The organism is Streptomyces albofaciens JCM 4342 (genome assembly GCF_008634025.1).
Taxonomy (GTDB): domain Bacteria; phylum Actinomycetota; class Actinomycetes; order Streptomycetales; family Streptomycetaceae; genus Streptomyces; species Streptomyces albofaciens.
Genome location: NZ_PDCM01000002.1, coordinates 2,063,605 through 2,084,861, shown reverse-complemented (window position 1 = coordinate 2,084,861; position 21,257 = coordinate 2,063,605). Strand labels below are relative to the sequence as shown.

The 21,257-nt window shown below is 72.9% G+C and carries 17 protein-coding genes and 1 riboswitch; of the genes, 3 read left to right on the top strand and 14 right to left on the bottom strand.

Features of this window, described 5'->3' with window-relative positions:
• Positions 1–4: 4 nt before the first annotated feature.
• A complete protein-coding gene (locus tag CP973_RS29320; protein ID WP_150246906.1) occupies positions 5–874 on the bottom strand; it encodes a PaaX family transcriptional regulator in 870 nt (289 codons plus the stop codon).
• A gap of 160 nt (positions 875–1,034) precedes the next feature.
• Positions 1,035–2,660 carry an AMP-binding protein gene (locus CP973_RS29315; RefSeq protein WP_150246905.1) on the bottom strand — a complete coding sequence of 542 codons (1,626 nt, stop codon included), beginning with the start codon at positions 2,658–2,660 and terminating at the stop codon, positions 1,035–1,037.
• A gap of 269 nt (positions 2,661–2,929) precedes the next feature.
• On the opposite strand from CP973_RS29315, the gene CP973_RS29310 reads away from it, so the two are divergent.
• On the top strand, positions 2,930–4,069 hold the full coding sequence (locus CP973_RS29310; protein ID WP_150246904.1) for an acyl-CoA dehydrogenase family protein: 1,140 nt from the start codon (positions 2,930–2,932) through the stop codon (positions 4,067–4,069).
• A gap of 45 nt (positions 4,070–4,114) precedes the next feature.
• Here CP973_RS29310 and CP973_RS29305 read toward each other — a convergent pair whose 3' ends face one another.
• The 8 genes from CP973_RS29305 to CP973_RS29270 all read right to left on the bottom strand — a co-directional run bounded on the left by CP973_RS29305 (position 4,115) and on the right by CP973_RS29270 (position 14,895).
• Positions 4,115–6,655 (bottom strand): GmrSD restriction endonuclease domain-containing protein, encoded by a 2,541-nt coding sequence (locus CP973_RS29305; RefSeq protein ID WP_150246903.1) that lies wholly within the window; start codon positions 6,653–6,655, stop codon positions 4,115–4,117.
• Between the two features lie 115 nt (positions 6,656–6,770).
• Positions 6,771–7,583: an enoyl-CoA hydratase gene (locus CP973_RS29300; RefSeq protein WP_150250446.1), complete on the bottom strand. Its 813-nt coding sequence runs from the start codon at positions 7,581–7,583 to the stop codon at positions 6,771–6,773.
• A 20-nt stretch (positions 7,584–7,603) separates the two neighbouring features.
• Positions 7,604–8,572 (bottom strand): 3-hydroxyisobutyrate dehydrogenase, encoded by a 969-nt coding sequence (mmsB, locus tag CP973_RS29295; protein WP_280119040.1) that lies wholly within the window; start codon positions 8,570–8,572, stop codon positions 7,604–7,606.
• Positions 8,569–9,639, bottom strand: coding sequence for an enoyl-CoA hydratase/isomerase family protein (locus tag CP973_RS29290; protein WP_150246902.1), 1,071 nt, complete (start codon positions 9,637–9,639; stop codon positions 8,569–8,571). Before CP973_RS29290 ends, mmsB begins: the two co-directional genes overlap by 4 nt.
• Positions 9,636–10,802 (bottom strand): acyl-CoA dehydrogenase family protein, encoded by a 1,167-nt coding sequence (locus CP973_RS29285; RefSeq protein ID WP_150246901.1) that lies wholly within the window; start codon positions 10,800–10,802, stop codon positions 9,636–9,638. The genes CP973_RS29290 and CP973_RS29285 overlap by 4 nt, the downstream gene beginning before the upstream one ends.
• Positions 10,803–10,815: 13 nt before the next feature.
• The gene (locus tag CP973_RS29280) at positions 10,816–12,315 is read right to left on the bottom strand and encodes a CoA-acylating methylmalonate-semialdehyde dehydrogenase (RefSeq protein WP_150246900.1); all 1,500 of its coding nucleotides are present in this window, start codon (positions 12,313–12,315) and stop codon (positions 10,816–10,818) included.
• Between the two features lie 207 nt (positions 12,316–12,522).
• A riboswitch (cobalamin riboswitch) is annotated at positions 12,523–12,708 on the bottom strand.
• Positions 12,709–12,856: 148 nt separating this feature from the next.
• Positions 12,857–14,263: a short-chain fatty acyl-CoA regulator family protein gene (locus CP973_RS29275; RefSeq protein WP_150246899.1), complete on the bottom strand. Its 1,407-nt coding sequence runs from the start codon at positions 14,261–14,263 to the stop codon at positions 12,857–12,859.
• Between the two features lie 218 nt (positions 14,264–14,481).
• Positions 14,482–14,895, bottom strand: coding sequence for a hypothetical protein (locus tag CP973_RS29270; protein WP_208853326.1), 414 nt, complete (start codon positions 14,893–14,895; stop codon positions 14,482–14,484).
• A 95-nt stretch (positions 14,896–14,990) separates the two neighbouring features.
• Here CP973_RS29270 and CP973_RS29265 point away from each other — a divergent pair, with 95 nt between their 5' ends.
• Positions 14,991–15,350 (top strand): hypothetical protein, encoded by a 360-nt coding sequence (locus CP973_RS29265; protein ID WP_150246898.1) that lies wholly within the window; start codon positions 14,991–14,993, stop codon positions 15,348–15,350.
• A gap of 176 nt (positions 15,351–15,526) precedes the next feature.
• On the opposite strand, the gene CP973_RS29260 is transcribed toward CP973_RS29265, so the two are convergent.
• The 4 genes from CP973_RS29260 to CP973_RS29245 form a co-directional block, all read right to left on the bottom strand.
• Positions 15,527–16,543, bottom strand: a complete 1,017-nt coding sequence (locus tag CP973_RS29260) for a zinc-dependent alcohol dehydrogenase (protein WP_150246897.1) — start codon at positions 16,541–16,543, stop codon at positions 15,527–15,529.
• On the bottom strand, positions 16,540–17,526 hold the full coding sequence (locus tag CP973_RS29255) for an inositol monophosphatase family protein (protein ID WP_244410062.1): 987 nt from the start codon (positions 17,524–17,526) through the stop codon (positions 16,540–16,542). Before CP973_RS29255 ends, CP973_RS29260 begins: the two co-directional genes overlap by 4 nt.
• Positions 17,523–18,791 carry an aspartate aminotransferase family protein gene (locus CP973_RS29250; RefSeq protein WP_150246896.1) on the bottom strand — a complete coding sequence of 423 codons (1,269 nt, stop codon included), beginning with the start codon at positions 18,789–18,791 and terminating at the stop codon, positions 17,523–17,525. Before CP973_RS29250 ends, CP973_RS29255 begins: the two co-directional genes overlap by 4 nt.
• A gap of 904 nt (positions 18,792–19,695) precedes the next feature.
• Positions 19,696–20,286, bottom strand: coding sequence for an HAD family hydrolase (locus CP973_RS29245; protein WP_150246895.1), 591 nt, complete (start codon positions 20,284–20,286; stop codon positions 19,696–19,698).
• Between the two features lie 210 nt (positions 20,287–20,496).
• On the opposite strand from CP973_RS29245, the gene CP973_RS29240 reads away from it, so the two are divergent.
• Positions 20,497–21,255: a DeoR/GlpR family DNA-binding transcription regulator gene (locus CP973_RS29240; RefSeq protein WP_244410061.1), complete on the top strand. Its 759-nt coding sequence runs from the start codon at positions 20,497–20,499 to the stop codon at positions 21,253–21,255.
• Positions 21,256–21,257 lie beyond the last annotated feature (2 nt).

Here is a 21,257-nt window from a genome sequence, read left to right as displayed (position 1 = left end):
GGCCTCAGGCGGTGGCGGCCGCCCGGCCCCCGTTCACCGCGGCCCGCACGAACGGCGCGCCGGCCGCCCGCAGTTCGGTGTGCAGCCGGCCGAAGACGTCCGCCGCGCGGCCGCCCGGCCAGCCCTCGGGCAGGAGGGGAGAGGGCAGACCGGGGTCCGCGTACGGGAGGCGGCGCCAGGCGTCCAGCGCCAGCAGGTAATCGCGGTACGCCGCCTCGGGCGGTACGGGACGGCGGCTCGACCAGTGGCGCAGCACCGGTTCGTGGTCGTCGAGGAAGGCGCGGTGCCGCGCGGCGATCGCGTCCAGGTCCCACCAGCGGGCCACCGCGTCGGCGGTCGGCTCGAAACCGGAATGCGTGCCCGTGAACAGGTCCACGTACGCCGAGAGGTGCAGCCGGTCCAGGGTGTGCCGGGTCTCGTCGTACAGGTGGGCCGGGGCGATCCACACCCCCGGCGCGGCGGTGCCGAAGCCCAGCCGGGCCAGCCGGGAGCGCAGCAGATGCCGCTTGTGCCGCTCCTGTTCGGGCACCGAGAAGACGGCCAGGACCCAGCCGTCCGAAGGGCCGGGGTCCGGCCGGCCGTAGATCCGCCGGTCACCGTCGTCCAGCAGCTGGTGCGCCGCCTCCGAGAGCCCGTACGCGGCGGCCCCCGCCTCCGTACGGGCGGCGACGAGCAGGCCGCGCCGCTTGAGCCGGGAGACCGCCGAGCGCACCGACGGCGGATCGACGCCGAGCGCCCCGAGCAGCCGGATCAGCGCGGCGACCGGCACCGGGCCGGGCACCTCGCCGGGGCCGCCACCGCCGTCGCGCCCGTACGCACCGTAGAAGGTGACGATCAGGGACCGCGGCGTGCGCTGCGCGTGCTGGTCGCTCACGTGGTCGTTTCCCGCCTTGTCGTGCTCCGGTCCGCGGCCCCCGCGCACGGGGGCGCGCACGGACGGCCGCCGGGCCGTGGCCGCTCCGGGCGCGATCGTAGCCGCAGCCGCCGGGGCGCGGTACGGCGGTGTCCCAGGCCGCTGTCACCGGCCGGGCCGGTCACGGCGTACGGTCCGGGCTGCCCGTGCCGCCGCCGCGCAGCCGGAAGCGCTGGAGCTTGCCGGTCGCCGTCCGGGGCAGCGCGTCGTGGAAGACGATCTCGCGCGGGCACTTGTACGGCGCTATGGCCGCCTTGGTGAACTCGCGCAGCTCCGCGACCGCTTCCGGACCGCGCGGAACGCCCTGCCGCAGGACGAGATGGGCCACCACCACCTGGCCGCGCTCCGCGTCGGGCCGCCCCACCACCGCCGCTTCGGCGACATCGGGATGGCGCAGCAGGGCGTCCTCGACCTCCGGCCCGGCGATGTTGTACCCGGCCGAGATGATCATGTCGTCCGCCCGTGCCACATAGCTGAAGTAGCCGTCCGCGTCCCGGACATAGGTGTCGCCGGTCAGGTTCCAGCCGTCGCGCACGTACTCCCGCTGCCGCTCGTCCGCCAGGTAGCGGCAGCCCGTCGGGCCGCGCACCGCGAGCAGCCCAGGCGTCCCGTCCGGCACCGGCCGGCCGTCCGCGTCGACCACCCGCGCCTCGAAACCCGGCACCGGCAGCCCGGTCGTGCCCGGCCTGGCCTGCTCGTCCGCGGCCGAGATGAAGATGTGCAGCAGCTCCGTGGCGCCGATGCCGTTGATGATGCGCAGCCCGGTGGCCCGCTCCCACTCCCGCCAGGTCGCCGCGGGCAGGTTCTCGCCCGCCGACACACAGCGCCGCAGCGAGGACACGTCGTGCGCGGCCAGCTTCGGCAGCATGACCCGGTAGGCGGTCGGCGCGGTGAACAGCACGGAGACGCGGTGCCGCGCGATGTCGCCCAGCAGTTGCCCGGGCCCGCCCCAGTCGGCCAGGTACGCCGAGGCGCCGGCCCGCAGCGGGAAGACCACCAGCCCGCCGAGCCCGAAGGTGAAGCCGAGCGGCGGGCTCCCGGCGAACACGTCGTCCGGCGTGGGACGCAGCACCCGCGCGGAGAAGGTGTCGGCGATGGCCAGCACATCGCGGTGGAAGTGCATACAGCCCTTGGGCCGCCCGGTGGTCCCCGAGGTGAAGGCGATCAGCGCCACGTCGTCGGCCGCGGTCGCCACCGCCTCGTACGCGGCCGGTCCGGCCTCGGCACGCCGCAGCAGGTCGTCCGCCCCGTCCCCGCCGTACGGGGTGATGCGCAGCCCCGGCACCCCCGCGGCCACCAGGTCGTCCATCGCCCGCACATCGCACAGCGCGTGCCCCACCCGGGCCAGCCCGCAGACGGTGGCCAGCTCCCGCGGACGCTGGGTGGCCAGCACGGTCACGGCCACCGCGCCCGCCTTCATCACGGCCAGCCAACAGGCGGCCAGCAGAGGAGTGGTGGGACCGCGCAGCAGCACCCGGTGGCCGGGGAGCACGCCCAGGTCGTCGGTGAGCACGCGTGCGATGCGGTTGACGCGTGCGCGCAGTTCCCCGTACGTCCACACGGTGCCGGCCGCGTCCCGGAAGGCCGGGCGGCCGTGACCCCACCGCTCGGCGGTGGCGTCGAGGAGTTCGGCGCCGCAGTTGAGGCGGTCCGGGTAGCCGAGGTCCGTGAGGCGCGGCCACCGGCCGGCCGGGGGGAGGTGGTCGCGGGCGAAGGTGTCGACGTGCGCCGACGGCGTCAGTTCCATGCCGGTGTGCCCCCTTGCGGACGACGGCGGGGACGAACGGAACCAGTCGCCGGACAAGAAGTGCCGGTCAGTCGCGGGAAAGTCCGTCCGGGTGCTGCCCGGGTACTGCCGTGCCGGTCCGCCGTCAGCGTAACGTGTTCGTGACGGCAGTCAACAGAGCGCAATACGGTCCGGTGGCGCGGCCGGTACACGGCACGGTGGCCGACGGCGCCGTACGGACCCGAGCGAACCGCCCGGCAGCCCCCGGGCCCGAGACGAGGGAGCCGCCCGTGACCGCATTCGCGCTGGGGCCCCAGGAGCAGAAGTGGTGCGCCGAACTGCGCACGCTGACCGCCGAACGGCTGCGCCCGCTGGCGGACCGCGGCGAGCCGGGCCGCGTGAACCGCCCGCTGGTCGCCGCCCTGGGCGAACTCGGCCTGCTGCGCCGCCTGTTCCCCGTCGAGGGGCCGGTACGCGCCCTCGACCTGTGCCTGCTGCGGGAGTCCCTGGCCCAGGAGTCCACCGAGGCCGAGACCGCGCTCGCGCTCCAGGGCCTGGGCACGTACCCCGTCGTCCAGTCCGGTACGGAGCGGCAGCGGGCGCGCTGGCTGCCGGAGGTGGTCGCGGGCCGCGCGGTGGCCGCCTTCGCGCTGAGCGAGCCGGACGCGGGCTCGGACGCCGGGGCGCTCGCCCTGGCCGCCGAGCCGGACGGCCCGCCGGACGCCGGACGCTGGCGGCTGACCGGCGAGAAGTGCTGGATCTCCAACGCGCCGGAGGCGGACTTCGCCACCGTCTTCGCCCGCACGGGCGGCGGCCCCGGGTCCCGCGGCATCACCGCCTTCCTGGTCCCCGCCGACCGCCCAGGCCTGTCCGGTACCCCGCTGGACATGCTCAGCCCGCACCCGATCGGCACCCTGGTCTTCGACGGCGTGCCGGTGACCCGCGACGACATGGTGGGCGAACCGGACCGCGGCTTCGGCGTCGCGATGCGCACGCTCAACCTCTTCCGGCCGAGCGTCGGCGCCTTCGCCGTCGGCATGGCCCAGGCCGCCCTGGACGCCGCCCTGGCCCACGCCGCCGACCGCACCGCGTTCGGCGGCCCCCTCAAGGACCTCCAGGCCGTCTCCCACCAGCTCGCCGAGACCGCCACCCGCATCGAGGCCGCCCGCCTCCTCGTCCACGCCGCGGCCACCGCGTACGACAGCGGCGCCCCCGACATCGCCAAGCGCTCCGCGATGGCCAAACTCCTGGCCACCGAGACCGCCCAGCAGGCCGTCGACACCGCCGTCCAGATCCACGGCGCCCGCGCCCTGCGCCGCGGCCACCTCCTCGAACACCTCTACCGCGAGGTCCGCGCGCCGCGCATCTACGAGGGGGCGACGGAGGTGCAGCGGTCGATCATCGCGAAGGAGCTGTACCGGGGGCGGTGAGCGGGACGCCCACCGCCCCCGCGGATGTCACCGGTTCCGCGGAGGTCACAGGCTCTGCTGCCGGAACCATTCCAGTGTCTCGGCGAAGATGACGAGCCCCTCACCGCGCAGCGCCCCCAGCGGGAAATTCGGCCGTCGCCGGGTCAGTTCCTCGTCGGGCACGGCCAGCTCCACGCCGGGGATCGTCCGCAGCCGGTCGCGCAGTTCGGCCAGCAGCCCGATCCGGGTGAAGGGCTCCCGGCCGGAAAGGTATTCGAAGACGACCTCGACGGTTCCCGAACGCGGGTACACGCTCACCGGCCAGATGCCGCCCTGCGGGCCCCTTCCCTCCCGCAGCGCGGGCGCACAGCTGGTCTCCGCGGCGGCACCGTACTGGAGCCGGCCGCCCTGTGCTTCCCACTTGCCCAGCCAGGTCAGCAAATCGTCCGCGACATCCGGCTGGTGGGCACGCAGCAGCCTGGCGAAGTTCTCCGCCCGGTCGGCAGGGGCATCGGGGTGCCGCACTGCCGACTCCTCGGCGCTCCCTTCCGGAGCGTCGAGCCCGGCGAGCGCGGCGAGCTCGGACAGGAGCAGCCGCTGCCCCGCGTCGGCCACCGTCCCGCTGAACCGGACGCCTTCGCGTTCCAGCGCCTCCTGCTGCGACTCCGTACGGCCGTCGAACCAGGCGAACCCGGGGGAGGACGTGCCGTCGGCCGTCAGTACGCGGTGCGCGTTCGCCACATCCGCGTGCTTGGCCAGGTAGCTGCCGACGGTCTGCGGCGAACCCGCTCCGGTGACCGTGGCGAGATCCTTGTAGGCCGTCCACTTCCCGGCCGGAACGCCTGCCAGCACCTTCCGCAGCCGCTGCCACTCCGACCGCTCGTCGGAGCGCGGGTCGCCGGCGGCCAGCGGCCCCGGCCAGATCCGCACCGCCCGGTCGGCGAGGCGCTCGGCACGGTCCAGGATCTCGCGGCGCCCCCAGCGGCCGGCGGCGGCTATCTCCCGGTTCATGCGCAGCGCGCTCCGGTCGAGGATCTGCTGCTTGCGCTCGTACGGATGGTTGGACAGCCGTCCGTTCTCGCCGGTGAGCGTCAGGTTGCCCAGGGTGTGCACCAGTGCCTCGTGCAGCTCCTCCGCCCGCTCCCCCTCTTCGGCGTCCTCGGCCAGCATGGCCAGCCACTCCTGTCCCGCCCGCTGCGGCAGGACGTGCTCGATCGATGCCCAGGCGCGGGAGAAGTCCACGGGTTCCGGAGAGGCGTAGTCCTCCTCGAACCGCCGCAGGACGTAGGAGCGGTGGCGGCCGCTGCCCTGCCAGTAGAACGGCTGCGTACGGATCGCCTCGCGCAGTTCCTCGTCGCGTGGCCAGCCCCGCCGCGGCCCGGACAGGAAGCGGCGTATCGCTTCGGGCAGGGGCCGGTCCCGTTCCAGGCCCGACGGAACGGTGGCCAGCAGCTGCCGGACACTGTGCGAGGGCTCACGGCAGATCATGCGCCGGACCAGGAAACTCTCCACGCAGGTCAGGGCCTCGACAGCCTGCGCGGTCCCGGTTTCGCCCCGGTCCACCTGGTCCAGCACGTGCAGCGCGGGCGGGTAGTGCGCCTCGCCTCCCCACTGCGCGAGCCGCGTCAGAGCCGCCCGGAGCTCCGCGCAGGTCTCCCGGTCGGGTTCGAAGACCCGCAGCAGGAGATGACCGAGACGGCGCAGCCGGACGAGGTCCTCCCGCAGCCCCTCCTCGCCCTCCGCGGCCACGATCCGGCCCATCCGGCGCCGCTGCCCTTCGTAGACCTCACTGCTGGTCAGCCGTGGCTGCCCCTGCAGCACCAGGTCGAGCCAGGCGAGCGTGGTGAGCCGGTCCGGGCCGAGTTCGGTCTGGAGAGGCAGCCATACGCGGTCGTACACCTGCTCGCCGAGGGTCGGCAGCTGCATGAACACGTAGTTGCGCAGCAGGTCGGCCTGGCTGAGCGACTTGCCGGTGTTGTTGAGCGATTCGAAGATCCGGAAGGCGTTGTCCTGCGGCCCGGCCGTGATCGTCACCAGGGTCAGCCGGTGGCGCAGCGCCTGGTCGATGTGGCGCACGGCGTCCCACTCGCCGACCGGGTCGTACTCGGCGAGTGCGGCCCGGAAGAACCGGTAGGCGGCACCGATGCTGTCCTCCCCGCCGGCGGTGGGATCGCTGTCCACACAGGCCAGGTACGACGGCCGGTCGGCCTGGGTCGGCAGCAGCCGGTAGGCGTCGAGCCCGGTGTAGTCCTCCTCGTTGACCAGGTACCGGCGGTGGACGAGATCCGCCTTCCCGGCGTCGAAGGCACGCACGTGATCGCGCATCGCGCAGGCCAGCAGCATCAGCGTCGTCAGCCGCTGCTGCCCGTCGATGACCACCCACCGCTGGACCGTGTCCGGCAGGGGCGCGCGGGGGTCGAGCACCAGCGACCCGAGGAAGTGTCCGGCCGGCGCGTCGTCGCCGCCCACGACGGTCTGCTGCAACAGGTCGTCCCACAGCCGCTGGTGGTCCGTCGCGTCCCAGCTGTAGGTGCGCTGATACAGGGGGATCTGGAACTGGTTGTCCCCCTGGATCAGCCGCTCGAACGTCGTCTCTCGCGCTTCCATCGGCCCCTCGCCTGTCTCCAACTGCGGTACCGCATCCGGGCTTTCGAGAGGATCACCCTAGCCGGACCGCACCTGGGACGAGTGGCTTCCGGCCGGGCGGCGACCGGCCGCGCGCCTAACGGTGCCGGAACTCCGCCCCCCGCTTCTCCACGAACGCCGTCATCCCCTCCTTCTGGTCCTCGGTGGCGAACACCGCGTGGAACAGGCGGCGCTCGAAGCGGACGCCCTCGGCCAGGGTGGTTTCGAAGGCGCGGTTGACGGCCTCCTTGGCCATCATCGCGACCGGCGCGGACATCGCCGCCACCTTCTGCGCGACGGCGCGGGCCTCGGTCAGCAGGTCGGCGGCGGGCACGATCCGGGAGACCAGACCGGCCCGTTCGGCCTCCGCCGCGTCCATGGTGCGGCCGGTCAGACAGAGTTCCATCGCCTTGGCCTTGCCGACGGCGCGGGTCAGCCGCTGGGAGCCGCCGATGCCGGGGATCACGCCGAGCTTGATCTCGGGCTGGCCGAAGACCGCGGTGTCGGCGGCGAGCAGGATGTCGCAGAGCATGGCCAGCTCGCAGCCGCCGCCCAGGGCGTGCCCGGCCACCGCCGCGACGGTCGGTGTGCGCAGATCGCCCAGCCGGTCCCAGGCGGTGAACCAGTCGCCGAGGTACATGTCCATGTACGACCGCGGCCGCATCTCCTTGATGTCGGCCCCGGCCGCGAAGGCCTTCGGCGAGCCGGTGATGACGATGCAGCCGATGTCCGGGTCGCGGTCCAGCTCGGCGGTCGCCGCCACGACCTCGTTCATCACCTGGAGGTTGAGGGCGTTGAGCGCCTTGGGGCGGTTGAGGGTGAGGAGTGCGGTGCGGCCGGTGCGTTCCACGAGGATCGTCTCGTACGGCTGGGTCTCGGCGGCGGCGGCGGCCGGGTCGGTGGCGGTCATGCGGTCGTTCATGCCGTCGTTCATGCGGTCGTTCCATTCTGTTCGGTTCGCCGGGTTCCGGGTGTGCCGTCGGACCGCTTCCTGATGGCCCGTACGATGCCGGAGAAGTCCTCGGCCGCGCCCTCGCCCTCGGCGAACGCCGCGTACAGTTCCGCGGCGCGCAGGCCGAGTTCGGCCTGTACGCCGCCCGCGCGGACCGCGTTCGCGGCCAGGCCCAGGTCCTTGGCCATCAGCGGTGCGGCGAAGCCGGGCCGGTAGTCGCGGTTGGCGGGGCTGGCCGGCACCGGGCCCGGCACGGGGCAGTTGACGCTGAGCGCCCAGCACTGCCCGCTCGCCGTGGACGCCACGTCGTACAGGGCCTGATGGGACAGGCCCAGGCTCTCGCCGAGGACGAAGGCCTCGCTGACCCCGATCATCGAGATGCCGAGGATCATGTTGTTGCAGATCTTCGCGGCCTGTCCGGCGCCCGCCGCGCCGCAGTGCACCGCCTTCCTGCCCATCGCCGCGAGCAGCGGCTCGGCCCGCGCGAACTCGGCAGCCCCGCCGCCCGCCATGAACGTCAGCGTGCCGGCCTCGGCGCCCACCACGCCGCCCGAGACCGGTGCGTCCAGCCCTTGGTGACCCGCGCGTACGACGGCCTCGTGGGCGGCGCGGGCGTCGGCCACGTCGATGGTGGAGCAGTCGACGAACAGGGTGCCGGGGCGGGCTGCCGCGAGCAGCCCGCCGTCCTCGTAGAGGGCCAGGACATGGCGTCCGGCGGGCAGCATGGTGATCACCACGTCCGCGTCCGCCACGGCCGCGGCCGCCGAATCGGCGGGCGCCACGCCCGCCCCGGCGGCCGCCGCCAGTGCCTCCGGCACGAGATCGAAACCGGTCACCCGGTGACCGGCCCTGACCAGGTTCGCCGCCATCGGCCCGCCCATGTTGCCGAGGCCGACGAAACCGACCGTGACGGGCGCGTCGCTTCCGGTACGTGCCTCCGCGTTCACCACGGCACCTCCTGCGTACCGGCGCCGCCGGCGAGCCCCAGCTCGTCGTCGCCGAGCGGCGCGAAGAAGCGGGCCACGTCCTCGTCCGTGACCTCGGCGAGGGTGGCGGGGGACCAGCGCGGCGTACGGTCCTTGTCGATCACCTGGGCGCGGATGCCCTCGACCAGGTCCGGTGCGGACAGCGCCGCGCACGAGACGCGGTACTCCTGGTCCAGGACGCGTTCCAGCGGCCCCAGCCCGCGGGCCCGGCGCAGCGCGGCCAGGGTCACCTTCAGCGAGGTCGGCGACTTGGCGAGGATCGTCTCGGCGGCCTCCTTGGCCTCCGGGACGCCGCTGCCGAGCAGCCGGTCCACGATCTCCTCCACGGTGCCGGCCGCGTAGCAGGTATCGATCCACTCCCGGTGGGCCGCCAGCTCGCCTCCCGGCACCTCCTGTACGTACCGGGGCAGCACCTCGGGCACCGGGGCGGCGGCGAGGTCCGCCACCAGCCCCGCCACCCGCTCCGACGGGACGAAGTGGTCGGCGAGCCCGCACAGCAGCGCGTCCCCGGCCCCCACCGCCGCGCCGGTCAGCGCCAGGTGGGTGCCCAGTTCCCCGGGCGCGAGCGCCAGCAGGTACGTTCCGCCGACGTCCGGTACGAAGCCGATGCCGGTCTCGGGCATGGCGACCCCGGACCGCTCGGTGACGATCCGTACGCTGCCGTGCGCCGAGACGCCGACACCGCCGCCCATCACGATGCCGTCCATGACGGCGACGTACGGCTTGGGGAAGCGGGCGATACGGGCGTTGAGCCGGTACTCGTCGCGCCAGAACGCCGCGGACGCCGCGCCGCCGCCGGACCGCGCGTCCTCGTGGATGGCACGGATGTCGCCGCCCGCGCACAGCCCGCGCTCGCCCGCGCCGGTGATCACCACGGTCTCGACGGCGGGGTCGTGCTCCCACTCGGCCAGGGCCGCGTCGATGCGGCGCACCATGGTGTGGTCGAGGGCGTTGAGGGCCTTGGGCCGGTTGAGGGTGACGTACGCCGTCCGCCCCTCGGTCCGCAGCAGTACGCAGTCGTCGGTCATCGGGCGGCCCCCGCCCCGGTCAGCCCGCGGGCCACGATCAGGCGCATGATCTCGTTCGTCCCTTCCAGGATCTGATGGACGCGAAGATCGCGGACGATCTTCTCCATGCCGTATTCACTCAGGTAGCCGTAGCCGCCGTGCAGTTGCAGCGCGCGGTCGGCGACGGAGTAGCCCGTGTCGGTGGCGAACCGCTTGGCCATCGCGCACAGCTGCGGCGCCTGCGGATCGCCCCGGTCCAGCGCCTCGGCCGCCTGCCGCACCAGCGCGCGGGCGGCGGCCAGCTCCGTGGCCATGTCGGCGAGGCGGAACTGGAGCGCCTGCGCGTCCAGCAGCCGGCCGCCGAACGCCTCCCGGTCGGCGAGGTACGCCTGCGCCGCGTGCAGGGCGCTCTGCCCGCCGCCGAGGGAGCAGGCGGCGATGCCGAGGCGGCCGCCGTTCAGGCCGCTCATCGCGATCCGGAAGCCGTCGCCCTCCGCGCCGAGCCGCCGGTCCGCCGGAATCCGCACCCCGTCCAGGATCACCTGCCGGGTGGGCTGCGCGTTCCAGCCCATCTTCTTCTCGTCCGGGCCGAACGACAGCCCCGGATCGTCCCGCTCGACGACGAACGCGGAGATGCCGCCCGGACCCTCCTCGCCGGTACGGGCCATCACCACGTACACCCGCGAGGTCCCGGCGCCGGAGATGAACTGCTTGACGCCGGTGAGGACATAGCCGTCGCCGTCGCGGACCGCGCGGGTGCGCAGCGCCGCCGCGTCGGACCCGGCGCCCGGCTCGGTCAGGCAGTAGCTGCCCAGGTCCGCCATCGAGCACAGGCCGGGCAGCCGGCGGGCGCGCTGCGCCTCGTCGCCGTACCGGTCGATCATCCAGGCGACCATGTTGTGGATGGACAGATAGCCCGCGATGGACGGGCAGGCGGTGGCCAGCACTTCGAGGACCAGCACGCCGTCCGCCCGGCTCAGCGCGGAGCCGCCGGCGTCCTCCCGTACGTGGATCCCGCCGAGCCCCAGCGCGGCGGCCCTGCGCAGCACGTCCACGGGAAAGTGCTTGTCCCGGTCCCAGGCCACGGCGTGCGGCGCGATGTGCTCCTGCGCGAAGTCCAGCGTCGTCTCCACGATGGCGAGCTGGTCCGGGGTGAGCGCGGCGGCCGTGGTGGCGGTGGTCATGACGCTCATCGGCTCAGCCCATCGTCGGAAGGGTGAAGCTCGCGCCCTCCTTGACCCCGGAGGGCCAGCGCGAGGTGATGGTCTTGGTACGGGTGCAGAAGCGGATCGCGTCCGGGCCGTGCTGGTTCAGGTCGCCGAAGCCGGACCGCTTCCAGCCGCCGAAGGTGTGGTACGCGACCGGCACCGGGATCGGGACGTTGACGCCGACCATGCCGGTGTGCACCCGGCGGCCGAAGTCCCGCGCGGTGTCCCCGTCCCGGGTGAAGATCGCCACGCCGTTGCCGTACGGGTGCTCCGTGGGCAGCCGCAGCGCCTCCTCGTAGTCCGCCGCCCGGACCACCGACAGCACCGGGCCGAAGATCTCCTCCTGGTAGACGCGCATGTCCGGGGTGACCCGGTCGAAGAGCGAGGCGCCCGCGAAGAAGCCGTCCTCGTGGCCGGGCAGGGTGAAGTCCCGCCCGTCCACGACCAGTTCGGCGCCCTCCGCGACACCCAGATCGACATACGCGCGCACCCGGTCCAGCGCGTCCCGGCCGACCAGCGGCCCGAAGTCGGCGTGCGGGTCGTCGCTGCGGCCGACGCGCAGCGCGCCGATCCGCTCCTTGAGCCGCGCCACCAGCGCCTCGGCCGTCTCCTCGCCCACCGGTACGGCGACCGAGACCGCCATGCAGCGCTCGCCCGCCGACCCGTACCCGGCGCCGACCAGCGCGTCCACCGCCTGGTCGAGGTCGGCGTCCGGCATCACGACCAGGTGGTTCTTGGCGCTGCCGAAGCACTGGGCGCGCTTGCCGTGCGCCGCGGCGGTCGCGTAGACGTGCGCGGCGACCGGCGTCGAGCCGACGAAGCCCAGCGCCCCGACGCGCGGGTCCTCCAGCAGCGTGTCCACCGACTCCTTGCCGCCGTGCACGACGTTGAGGACGCCCGGCGGCAGGCCCGCCTCCAGGAACAGCTCGGCCAGCCGCAGCGGCACCGACGGCGCCCGCTCGGACGGCTTGAGCACGAACGCGTTGCCGCAGGCCAGGGCCGGTGCGGCCATCCACAGCGGGATCATCGCGGGGAAGTTGAACGGGGTGATCCCGGCGATCACGCCGATCGGGCGGCGCAGCGAGTGCACATCGATGCCGGTCCCGGCGTTGTCGGTGAACTCGCCCTTGAGCAGATGCGGGATCCCGGCGGCGAACTCCACCACCTCCAGTCCGCGCTGGAGGTCGCCGTGCGCGTCCGGAACCGTCTTGCCGTGCTCGCTCGACAGCAGTCGGGCCAGCGACTCCCGCTCGCCCTCGACCAGGCGCAGGAAATTCAGCAGCACCCGGGCGCGCCGCTGCGGGTTCCACTCGCCCCACTCCGGCTGGGCCGCTGCCGCGTCGGCGACCGCGGCCGTCGTCTCGGCCCGGTCCGCGAGGGGGACGCGGGCCTGCACGGTGCCGGTGTTGGGGTCGTACACATCGCCGTAAGCACCCGATGTTCCCGGTGTGTGCCTGCCGCCGATGAAATGGGTCAGTTCTCGGACCATGGGGAGCCTGCTCTCGTCAGGTGGGACCCGGGGATGGCACGGCCGGGCGCGCGAGCGGCGCGGTTGGCGCGCGGCGGGCGGCGGGGCCGTGGGACGCGAAAGGCGTGGAACCGTCAGTCCGCGGGCGGCGCCGCGGGCCGGGCCGGATCACCTGGGCCGTGGGTACGCACCGGTGCCATGCGTGTCTGCTCCATCCTCGTGGACAACACGGAAGAAACACCCGCGGCCGGTATCCTGGCTTCCGGATCACCGCGCGCCGCCCGCCTTCCCGACGCGTTCGCGTCAGTGGCGTCCTGCTCGGCGTCGCACTCCCCGGTCACAGTGGCGGGACCGCGCCGGAATCGCACCGGCTTCCCTGCACCGCGGGCCGTGCCCACGAACATATAGTTGGACGTCCTAGTAAGTCCAGAGCGGCCGGCCGGTCTTCCGGGCGTCCGGGCCGTCGGCCGCCGGTCGTCCGAGGCGTTGGCCGCCGGTCGTCCGAGGCGTCGGCCGTTGGGTCCGGGCCGTCGGCCCTTCCGGTACGGGCCGGCCGCCGGCCTCACTCCTCCCGCACCGGATACGGCACGAACGTGCTGCGGTTCTCGTCGACGAGCAGCGCCCGGCCGAGCGGCGGCACGGCCCGCTGCGGGCACTCCAGCCGTTCGCAGACCCGGCAGCCCATGCCGATCGGGGTGGCCGCGGCGGCGTTGTCCAGGTCCAGCCCGTCCGAGTAGACGAGCCGGGACGCGTGCCGGATCTCGCAGCCCAGGCCGATGGCGAAGGTCTTGCCCGGATCGCCCCAGCCGCCCCGGTGCCGGGTGACCGTACGCGCCGTCCACAGATAGCGGCGGCCGTCCGGCATCGCCGCGATCTGCACGTGGATGCGGCTGGGCGCGGTGAACGCCTCGTAGACGTTCCACAGCGGGCACGTACCGCCCGCCCGCGAGAAGTGGAAGCCGGTGGCGGACTGCCGCTTGGACATGTTGCCCGCCCGGTCGACCCGTACGAACGAGAACGGCACCCCGCGCCGTCGCGGCCGCTGCAAGGTGCTCAGCCGGTGGCATACCGTCTCGTAGCCGAGGCCGAAGCGGTCGGTCAGCCGCTCGATGTCGTACCGCACTTCCTCCGCCGCGGCGTGGAACGGCCCGTACGGCAGCACCAGCGCCGCCGCGAAGTAGTTGGCCACGCCGATCCGGGCCAGCGACCAAGTGGCCGAGCCCTCCGCGAAGTCCTCCGAGGCGGGCCGCGACAGTTCGTCACCGGCCTCCAGCAGCGCCAGCTGGGTGGCCATGCGGAAGGCCCGCTGGCCGGGACGCAGCCCCGTCGACAGGCGCAGCACCCGGGCGGCCGGATCGTAGTGGTGCAGCGGCCCGTCCGGGGTGTCGACGAGGCGTACGCCGTGCCGCTCGGTGAGCCGGGCGGCCAGCGCGCGCCCCACCTCGCCGGGGCGGATGCCCAGTTCGGCGGCGAGCTCTTCCGCTGCGGTGTCCGCCTCGTGCAGATAGTTCTGCCGACGGTAGAAGAACTCGCGGATCTCCTCGTGCGGCGACAGCGGCGCGGCCGGGTCGGCCCCGCCGCCCCGCGCCTCCGCCACCTCCGCCAGCCGCTCGGTCAGCGCCCGGTTGCGCCGCCCCAGATCCAGCAGGACGGCGGCCACGGCGGGCTGCCGCGAGGCGAGTTCGGACAGGTCGGCGGGGGAGACCCGGGCGGCGGCCAGCTCGTCGGCCAGCGCCTCGCGCAGGTCGGCCAGCACCCGGCTGGTGTCCCGCTCGGCGAAGAACCCCGGGTCCACCCCGAACGCCTCGGTCAGCCGCAACAGTACGGGCACGGTCAGCGGCCGCGAGTCGTGCTCCATCTGGTTCAGATAGCTGGGCGAGATGGCCAGTACGCGGGCCAGCGCGGCCTGGCTGAACCCCCGCTCCTCCCGCAGCCGGCGCAGCCGCGCCCCGGCGTAGATCTTGCTCACGGTGCCCCCTCCGTCGCTGCCGCGCGGCACACCTTAGTGGCCGACAGGGCGTCGCGGACCTTCGCAACCTTGGCGAACCGGGAGCGGTTGCCGGCAGAAGTCGGCTGCGGGGGCCGGCTGGCGACGCCTTGTGCCGAGGCACCGGTGGGTTCGCAGTCTTCACCGGCCGGGGGTGGGAGAGAAGGCGGCCGGCCGAGCGCCCCGCCGGACGCGCGGCGTTACCGCTCCGCCTCGTCCCACGCTGTGCCGAGCAGGCCCGCGTGACTGGTGAGCAGGGCGACGAGGGCGGCGGTCACCCGGGGGCCCCACCCGTCGGCCGGCACCTCCAGCTCGAAGTCCTCCACACCGCTCGCCCCGTCCAGGACCGGGCTCCGCCGGTCGCCCGCGTACCACCGGATACGGCGCGGCATCCGGGCACCGCCACCGCTGCCCGACGCCAGGCTGCCGACCACGATGAGCACCTGGACGGGCAGGATCAGCCACCACACCCACCACCAGAAGAGCCGCCCCTTGAGGCCGACGGCGGGTTCCCGGCCGGTCTGCCGGACCGTCCAGCGCGTCCGGCCCGTGCCGTCGCTCCGGGCCGGCGCCCGTGTGACGACCGCCAGGGACGTGCCGTACCCGTCCTGCACCTCGTAGGAGGCGGGCGGTGACTGAGTACGCGCCCATCGCCTCCTGAGTACCCGTACCGATACCGCACCGCCCCGCCGCGGCAAGACTGGCGATCATGAGCACACCAGCCCCGTCGACCTCACCGGCCGCCGCCCCCGCCGATCTGCCGCGGAGCGACCCGTTCGCGCCCTCCAAGGCGGCCCTCCGGGTCTTCGCCCTCCTCGGTTTTCCGCTGCTGGCCGTCGCGTGGGTGCTGTTCGCGATCATCGTCCTCCACCAGGCGTACAGCGGCGACGGGGCGAGCGGGCCACTGGCGGGCGCGGCTCAGGCGGCGCTGACGCTGTCCCCCGCCGCGGGCCTGGTCTCGTTCTGCCTCCCCGACACCCCGGGCCACCGGGCCCGGCGCATCACCATCTGGATCCAGTACGGCCTTCTCGTCGCCGGCCCGGTGCTGGCAGCGGTTGACTTCTCCTGACGGGGCCGGGGAGCGGCAGCCGTACGGAACACGGGAGCGGTACGGAACACGGAAGCGGTACGGAACATGGAAGCGGTACGGAAGCCTTACGGGAACGCCGTCCGCCGTACGGGAACGCCGCGACGGCCCTTCCGGCCGGCGCCGTTCCGCCGCCCGGAAGGGCCGTCCGCCGCGGGTCACTCCGGTACGAGGACCACCTTGAGCGCCGAGTACGGGGTCCCGGGCGCCGCGGCGAGGGCCGCGAACGCCTCCTCGTGCCGCTCCAGCGGGAAGCGATGGGTCACCAGCCGCTCCAGCGGCAGCCACCGGGCCAGCTCGATCGCCTCGGGGAACAGCCTGCTGTTGTAGTCCCCGGCTCCGATGATGTGAAGTCCCCGCTGGAGGATCTCCAGCGGCCGGACGGTGGCCGACGCGTTGCTGTTGTAGCCCATGACGACCACGCGGCCGCGCATCGCCGCGTACGCCATGCTCGGCTCCAGCAGGTTGCCGACGGTGTCGACGACCACGTCACCGCGCCCGGCGAGGTGCGGGTCGTCCGGCGTGTGCACGGTGACCCGGCCGCCGAAGTCCTCGGCGAACACCGCACGGCACAGTTCCTGCCGGTACGGGTCCGGCTCGGCCAGCAGGACCCGGGCGCCGTGGTGCTGGGCCGCCATCGCGCAGACCACGCCGACCGGGCCGCCGCCGACGATCACCGCCGTCTCGCCGGCCCGGAGGCGGCCCGCCTCGATGTTGTTCAGCGCGCAGGCCAGCGGCTCCACGCCCACCGCACGGTCGAAGTCCATCCCCTCGGGCACGGCGTGGACGAACCGTTCGGGCAGCCGGATGAACTCGGCGAACGCGCCGTCCAGGTCGAGCCCGACCTCCGTACCGGCCTTGTTGAGGCAGAAGTCCCAGTGCCCGCGCAGACAGGACGCGCAACTGCCGCAGTACAGCGTCGGGTTGACGACGACCCGGTCGCCCGGCTTGTGCGCGGTGACCGCGGACCCCACCTCCTCGACGGTACCGACCGCCTCGTGCCCCATCACCACGCCCGGCTCGGCGGGGAACTTGCCCACCAGCACGCTGCGGTCGGTCCCGCAGATGCCGGTCTGCGCGACCCGCACCACCACATCGGCGGGTGCCGTGGCCGCCGGCTTCGGATGGTCGACCAGCGACACCGTGCGCCGCTCGGTCAGCACCAGGGCCTTCATCGCGTTCCTCCTGAGGTCGTGGGAGCGGCGCCCGGGATGTCCCACCGGATGGCGCCGAGCAGTTCCTTGTGGAGCTGGGGGGTGGCCGCCGCGATGCACGACTTCTGGTTCATCGGATCCAGGTCGAGCAGCGCGGTGGTGCCCAGATCTTCGCCGTACGCGTCGGTGATGGTGACCCCGCTGAGCTTCGCGAGGCGGACCGCGGCGGCGATGTCGTACGGGAACAGGTGCAGGACCGAGCCGCGCCCGGCCTCCCGGAAGGCCGCCTCGGTCCCGGGGTGGTCGCGCAGCAGGCGGTTGCCGATGTCCACGTACGCGTCGAGCTGGCCGGTGATGATGCGCGAGATCGAGAACGTGGCGCTGTTGAACACGAAGACGCCGCCGGTGTTGGCGGACCGGTCCACCAGGTGCGCGTAGGCCGCCGTCATCAGGTGCATCGGGTGGCCGTTGAACTCGATCGACCAGAACATCTTCGCCGGGTCGGTGGTGCGGCTCAGCCGGGGCAGCGGGTGCGGGAACCCGCCGTACGAGAGCCCTTCGTCGTCACCGTAGATCCAGGCGCCGGACTTGATCTCCAGCAGGTGCGCGGCGGTGACATCGTCCAGCGTGGGCGCGGACGCCGTCAGCGGCGCCGCCGCGATCGACACCATGCCCATCTCCAGGCCCGCCGAGGTCGGCCGGGTGCCGTCGATGGGGTCCACGACCAGCACGTACTCCGGGTCGGGCGCCAGCTCGACCAGCGAACCGTCCTCGGTGTAGACCGCGAGCGGTACGTGAGCGTGCTCGCGCAGGTGGTCCAGCACGGCCCGCTCGGCGACCTCGTCCACGTCGAACTGGGCGTCGCCGCCCGGCGAGTCACCGTGCACCCGCCGGGCCAGGCCTTGGCCGGCGTACGCCGTCAGCTCGGCCCGGACGTGCCGGCCGAGACCGGTCAGCAGGTCCTTCATGGCCGTCGTGCCGGTCGTCCTCGTCGTCTTCGTCATGCGGACAGCTCCGCGCGGAAGAGGCTTTCCAGGCGGTCGCACAGCAGCTCCGCCTGGTCGAGGGTGAGGATCAGCGGCGGACGGATCTTGAGGACGTTGCCGTAGCCGTACCGCGAGGTGCGCAGGATCAGGCCGTGCTGCCCGGCCGCGCTCGCCAGGTGGTTGGTCAGCTTGACGGCGGGCTTGCCGTCGGGGTGCGCGATCTCGAAGCCGATCATCAGGCCGACCCCGCGCACATCGACGATCGCCGGGTAGCGGGTGCGCATGTCCGCGAGCCGGCCGAGGATGTAGTTGCCGGTGGCCCGTACGTTGGCCAGGAACTCCGGCTGCCGGACGATGTCGAGGGTGACGTTGGCCGCCGCGGCCGCCAGCAGGTTCGCGCCGTAGGTGAAGGAGTGGTGGTTGGCCGGCAGCCCCGCCAGCCGCTCGTTGGTCAGGATCGCCGCCACCTGGGCACCCGAGCCGCCCAGGCCCTTGGCGGTGGTGATCGCGTCGGGCTCCACGTCGAAGTGCTGGGCCGCGAACATCCGCCCCGTACGGCCGATGCCGGTCTGGATCTCATCGAAGATCAGCACGATGTCGTGCTCGTCGCAGAAGGCCCGTAACTTCGGGAAATAGCCGTCCGGCGGAACGATGTTGCCGCCGTTGCCGGAGATCGGCTCGACGATGATCGCGGCGACCTGCCCGGTGCTGGCGTACTCCAGGAAGTCCTCGATGCGGTCGACGCACATCATCCCGCAGGTGCCCGGCTGCTGCCCGTAGAAGCAACGGAAGCAGTACGGGTCCGGCACCTGGAGGGTGCGCGGGAAGAGCGAGGGGAACGGCTCCTTGCGGAAGGCGTTGCCCGACATCGAGGTCATCATCATCGTCTGCCCGAGGTGGCTGCGGAACAGGGAGATGACCTCCGAGCGCCCGGTGGCGTGCTGCGCCATCTTGATGGCGCCCTCATTGGCGGTGGAGCCTCCGGAGACCTTCGGATGCACCTTGGTCAGGTTCTCGGGGGAGACCTCCACGAGCCGGCGCACGAGCCCGTTGATCGGATCGCTCTGTACGGACGAGGTGAGATGGGCGAACACGTCCAGCTGCTCCTTCATCGCCCCGATCACGGCCGGGTGGGAGTAGCCGAGGCTCAAGTTGAAGGTGGCGGAGGCGCAGTCGAGATATTCGTTGCCGTCCTCGTCGTACAGGAAGATCCCCTCGCCACGGACCATCTTCTGGGCGCTGACCGGGTAGTAGAGCAGATCGCGGACGTTCGTGGTGTCCATGAACGGTTCTCCTTGTGAAGGAATGGCGGGCGTGCCGGGCCGCTGGGCGTGGGGTGCCGGATCGCCGGATCACCGGATCACCGGGCGTGCCGCATCGCCGCAGGGCCGGGTATGGAGTGGTGGAGGTGGGCGGCCGGCGGCCGTCGGCGCGTGGCCGCACACCTGCGGGCCCGGACAGTGGTCTCACCGCTCGGGCGGGACGTCGCTCGGCGACGTCGAGTGGATCGCGCTTTCCTGCACGCTTCAAGCTTTGACGATATCGACCCTAACAGGGAGCGTGTTCATTTCGGCTGATCGATTGTCAATCGGCTGGAATGCATCAGGTGAGTGTGCGGGGCACGTTGTCCGGGCGATGGCGCGCGGGCCGTTGACCTGCACGGAAGGTGAGTTGTCCGGCAGCTCGGACGGACGAGTGGACGTTGGCGCAGTTCCGTCGCCGACGCGGACCGGACCCTCGACAACCCTCGAAGGCGCGACGTACGGAACCGATCGCCCTTTGTTTCACTCCCTTACGCAAATTTCAAACATCGTTGATGGGGCTTTGAACGGGGTTTGCGTGGGCGTAGGGGTTGCGGAACGGGTGGGGCAGGCGAGGTGGCAGGGAGGGGTGGGGAGAGGGCGGTGTGTGCGCGGGGGGGCGGCCGTGGGGCCGTGACCGCTCCGACGGAAAGGCGCCGGGGCGGGGGTGTCAGGTCCCCCGCCCCGGCGCCGGTATGAGAGGGCGCGCGCCGTGGTGCGGAGCGTGCGGCCGATCCGGGGAGCGTTCCGACTGACCCGGGGAGCGTTCCGACTGATCCGCGGGGCATGCCGATGTGTGACGCGTGCCGGTGCGTGACGCGTGCCGACGTACGACGCGTACGATGCGCGACGCGTGCCGATCGATGTACGGCCCGTACCGCCGGACTCAGTCCAACGCCGGCCGCAACTCCGCCAGCGACGTGAACACATGGCCCCGCATGCCCAGGGCTTCGGCCGCCCGGACGTTGGCGTCCCGGTCGTCGACGAAGAGGATGCGCTCGGGCGGCAGGCCGAAGGCCGTACTGCACCACGTGTACGCGCCGGACTCCGGCTTGGCGTGGCCGATGCGGCAGGAGAAGGCCAGGACCGAGAAGCGCTTCAGCCACCCCTGGTGTTCCTCGTAATGCGCCGCCAGTTCCTCCGGAATGTTGGACAGGAGGCCGACGGTGGTGCCGCGGTCCGCCAGCCGTTCCACGTACTCCACCATTTCCCCGTCGACCCGGCTCCAGCTCGCCACGTCCGCGGCGATGAGTTCCGCGATCCGCTCCTCGTCGAAGCGTGTGCCGAGCGCCTCGGCGACCTCCCGCCAATACTGCGCGCCATTCCGGTCGCCGCGGTCATAGGGCTGCCGAAGCCGCCAGTAACTCTCCCAAAAGGCGTCACCGGACACCCCGGCCGTCTTCTCCAGCCGGTCACAGGCGGCCGGGGACTGGAGCCGGGCGATCACGCCGAACATGTCGAAGAGCACCGCGGTCATGACATCACCTCGAAGGAATCCGCTCCGGGCGGCGGCGAGCCGCGCTCCGCTCGCCCGGCCCGTGCGACGACCTTTTCTCACACGGTAGATGTGTGAGTACACACTCGAAACGGGTGGGTGTCAACGGCCGCTCCCTCCTCAAGCCTCCGAGTCCTACGGGCGGACGGGCGGAAAGTCGCACCCGATGTGTTGGTGTGCTACATCAGCGGCATGAATGTCTCCGAACGCCACCGGTTCATCCTGGCCCTGCTGGCCGAACGCAACCGGGCCTCCGTGGCCGAACTCGCCCGCTCCACCAAGACGTCGGAGATGACCATCCGCCGGGACCTGGAACTCCTGGAGTCCCGGGGTGCCCTGCGCCGGGTGCACGGCGGCGCGGTCAGCGCGCTGCTCAGCGGGGTGGAACCGCCGTACGCGGTACGTGCCATGGTCGGCGGCGAGGCCAAGGCGAAGCTGGCCGACGTGGTGGTGCGGATGCTCAACGAAGGGGAGACCGTCGCCCTGGACACCGGCACCACCGCCGTCGCCGTCGCGCACGCCATGGCGGGCCGCCGGCTGACCGTCACCCCGCTGTCCCTGCACGCGACGATGCCGCTCGCCGAACAGGAGGGCATCCGCCTGCTGCTCCCCGGCGGCCAGGTCCGCCCCGGTGAGCTGTCCTTCTACGGGGAGACGGCGCTGCGCACCTTCGAGGACCTGCGGTACGACACCTTCGTCCTCGGGTGCTGCGGCGTGGACGTGGCGAGCGGGGTGACCGCCTACGACCTGGACGACGTCCATGTGAAGCGGGTGGCCGCGCGGGCGGCGCGGCGCATCATCCTGGTGGCCACCGCCGAGAAGCTGGGGCGAGTGGCGCTCGGCCGCATCTGCTCGGTCGAGCAGATCGACGTGGTGGTGACCGACGCGGCCCAGGGCACGCCGATGGTCGAGGACATGCGCGCGGCAGGGGTGAACATCGTCCACGTGTGACG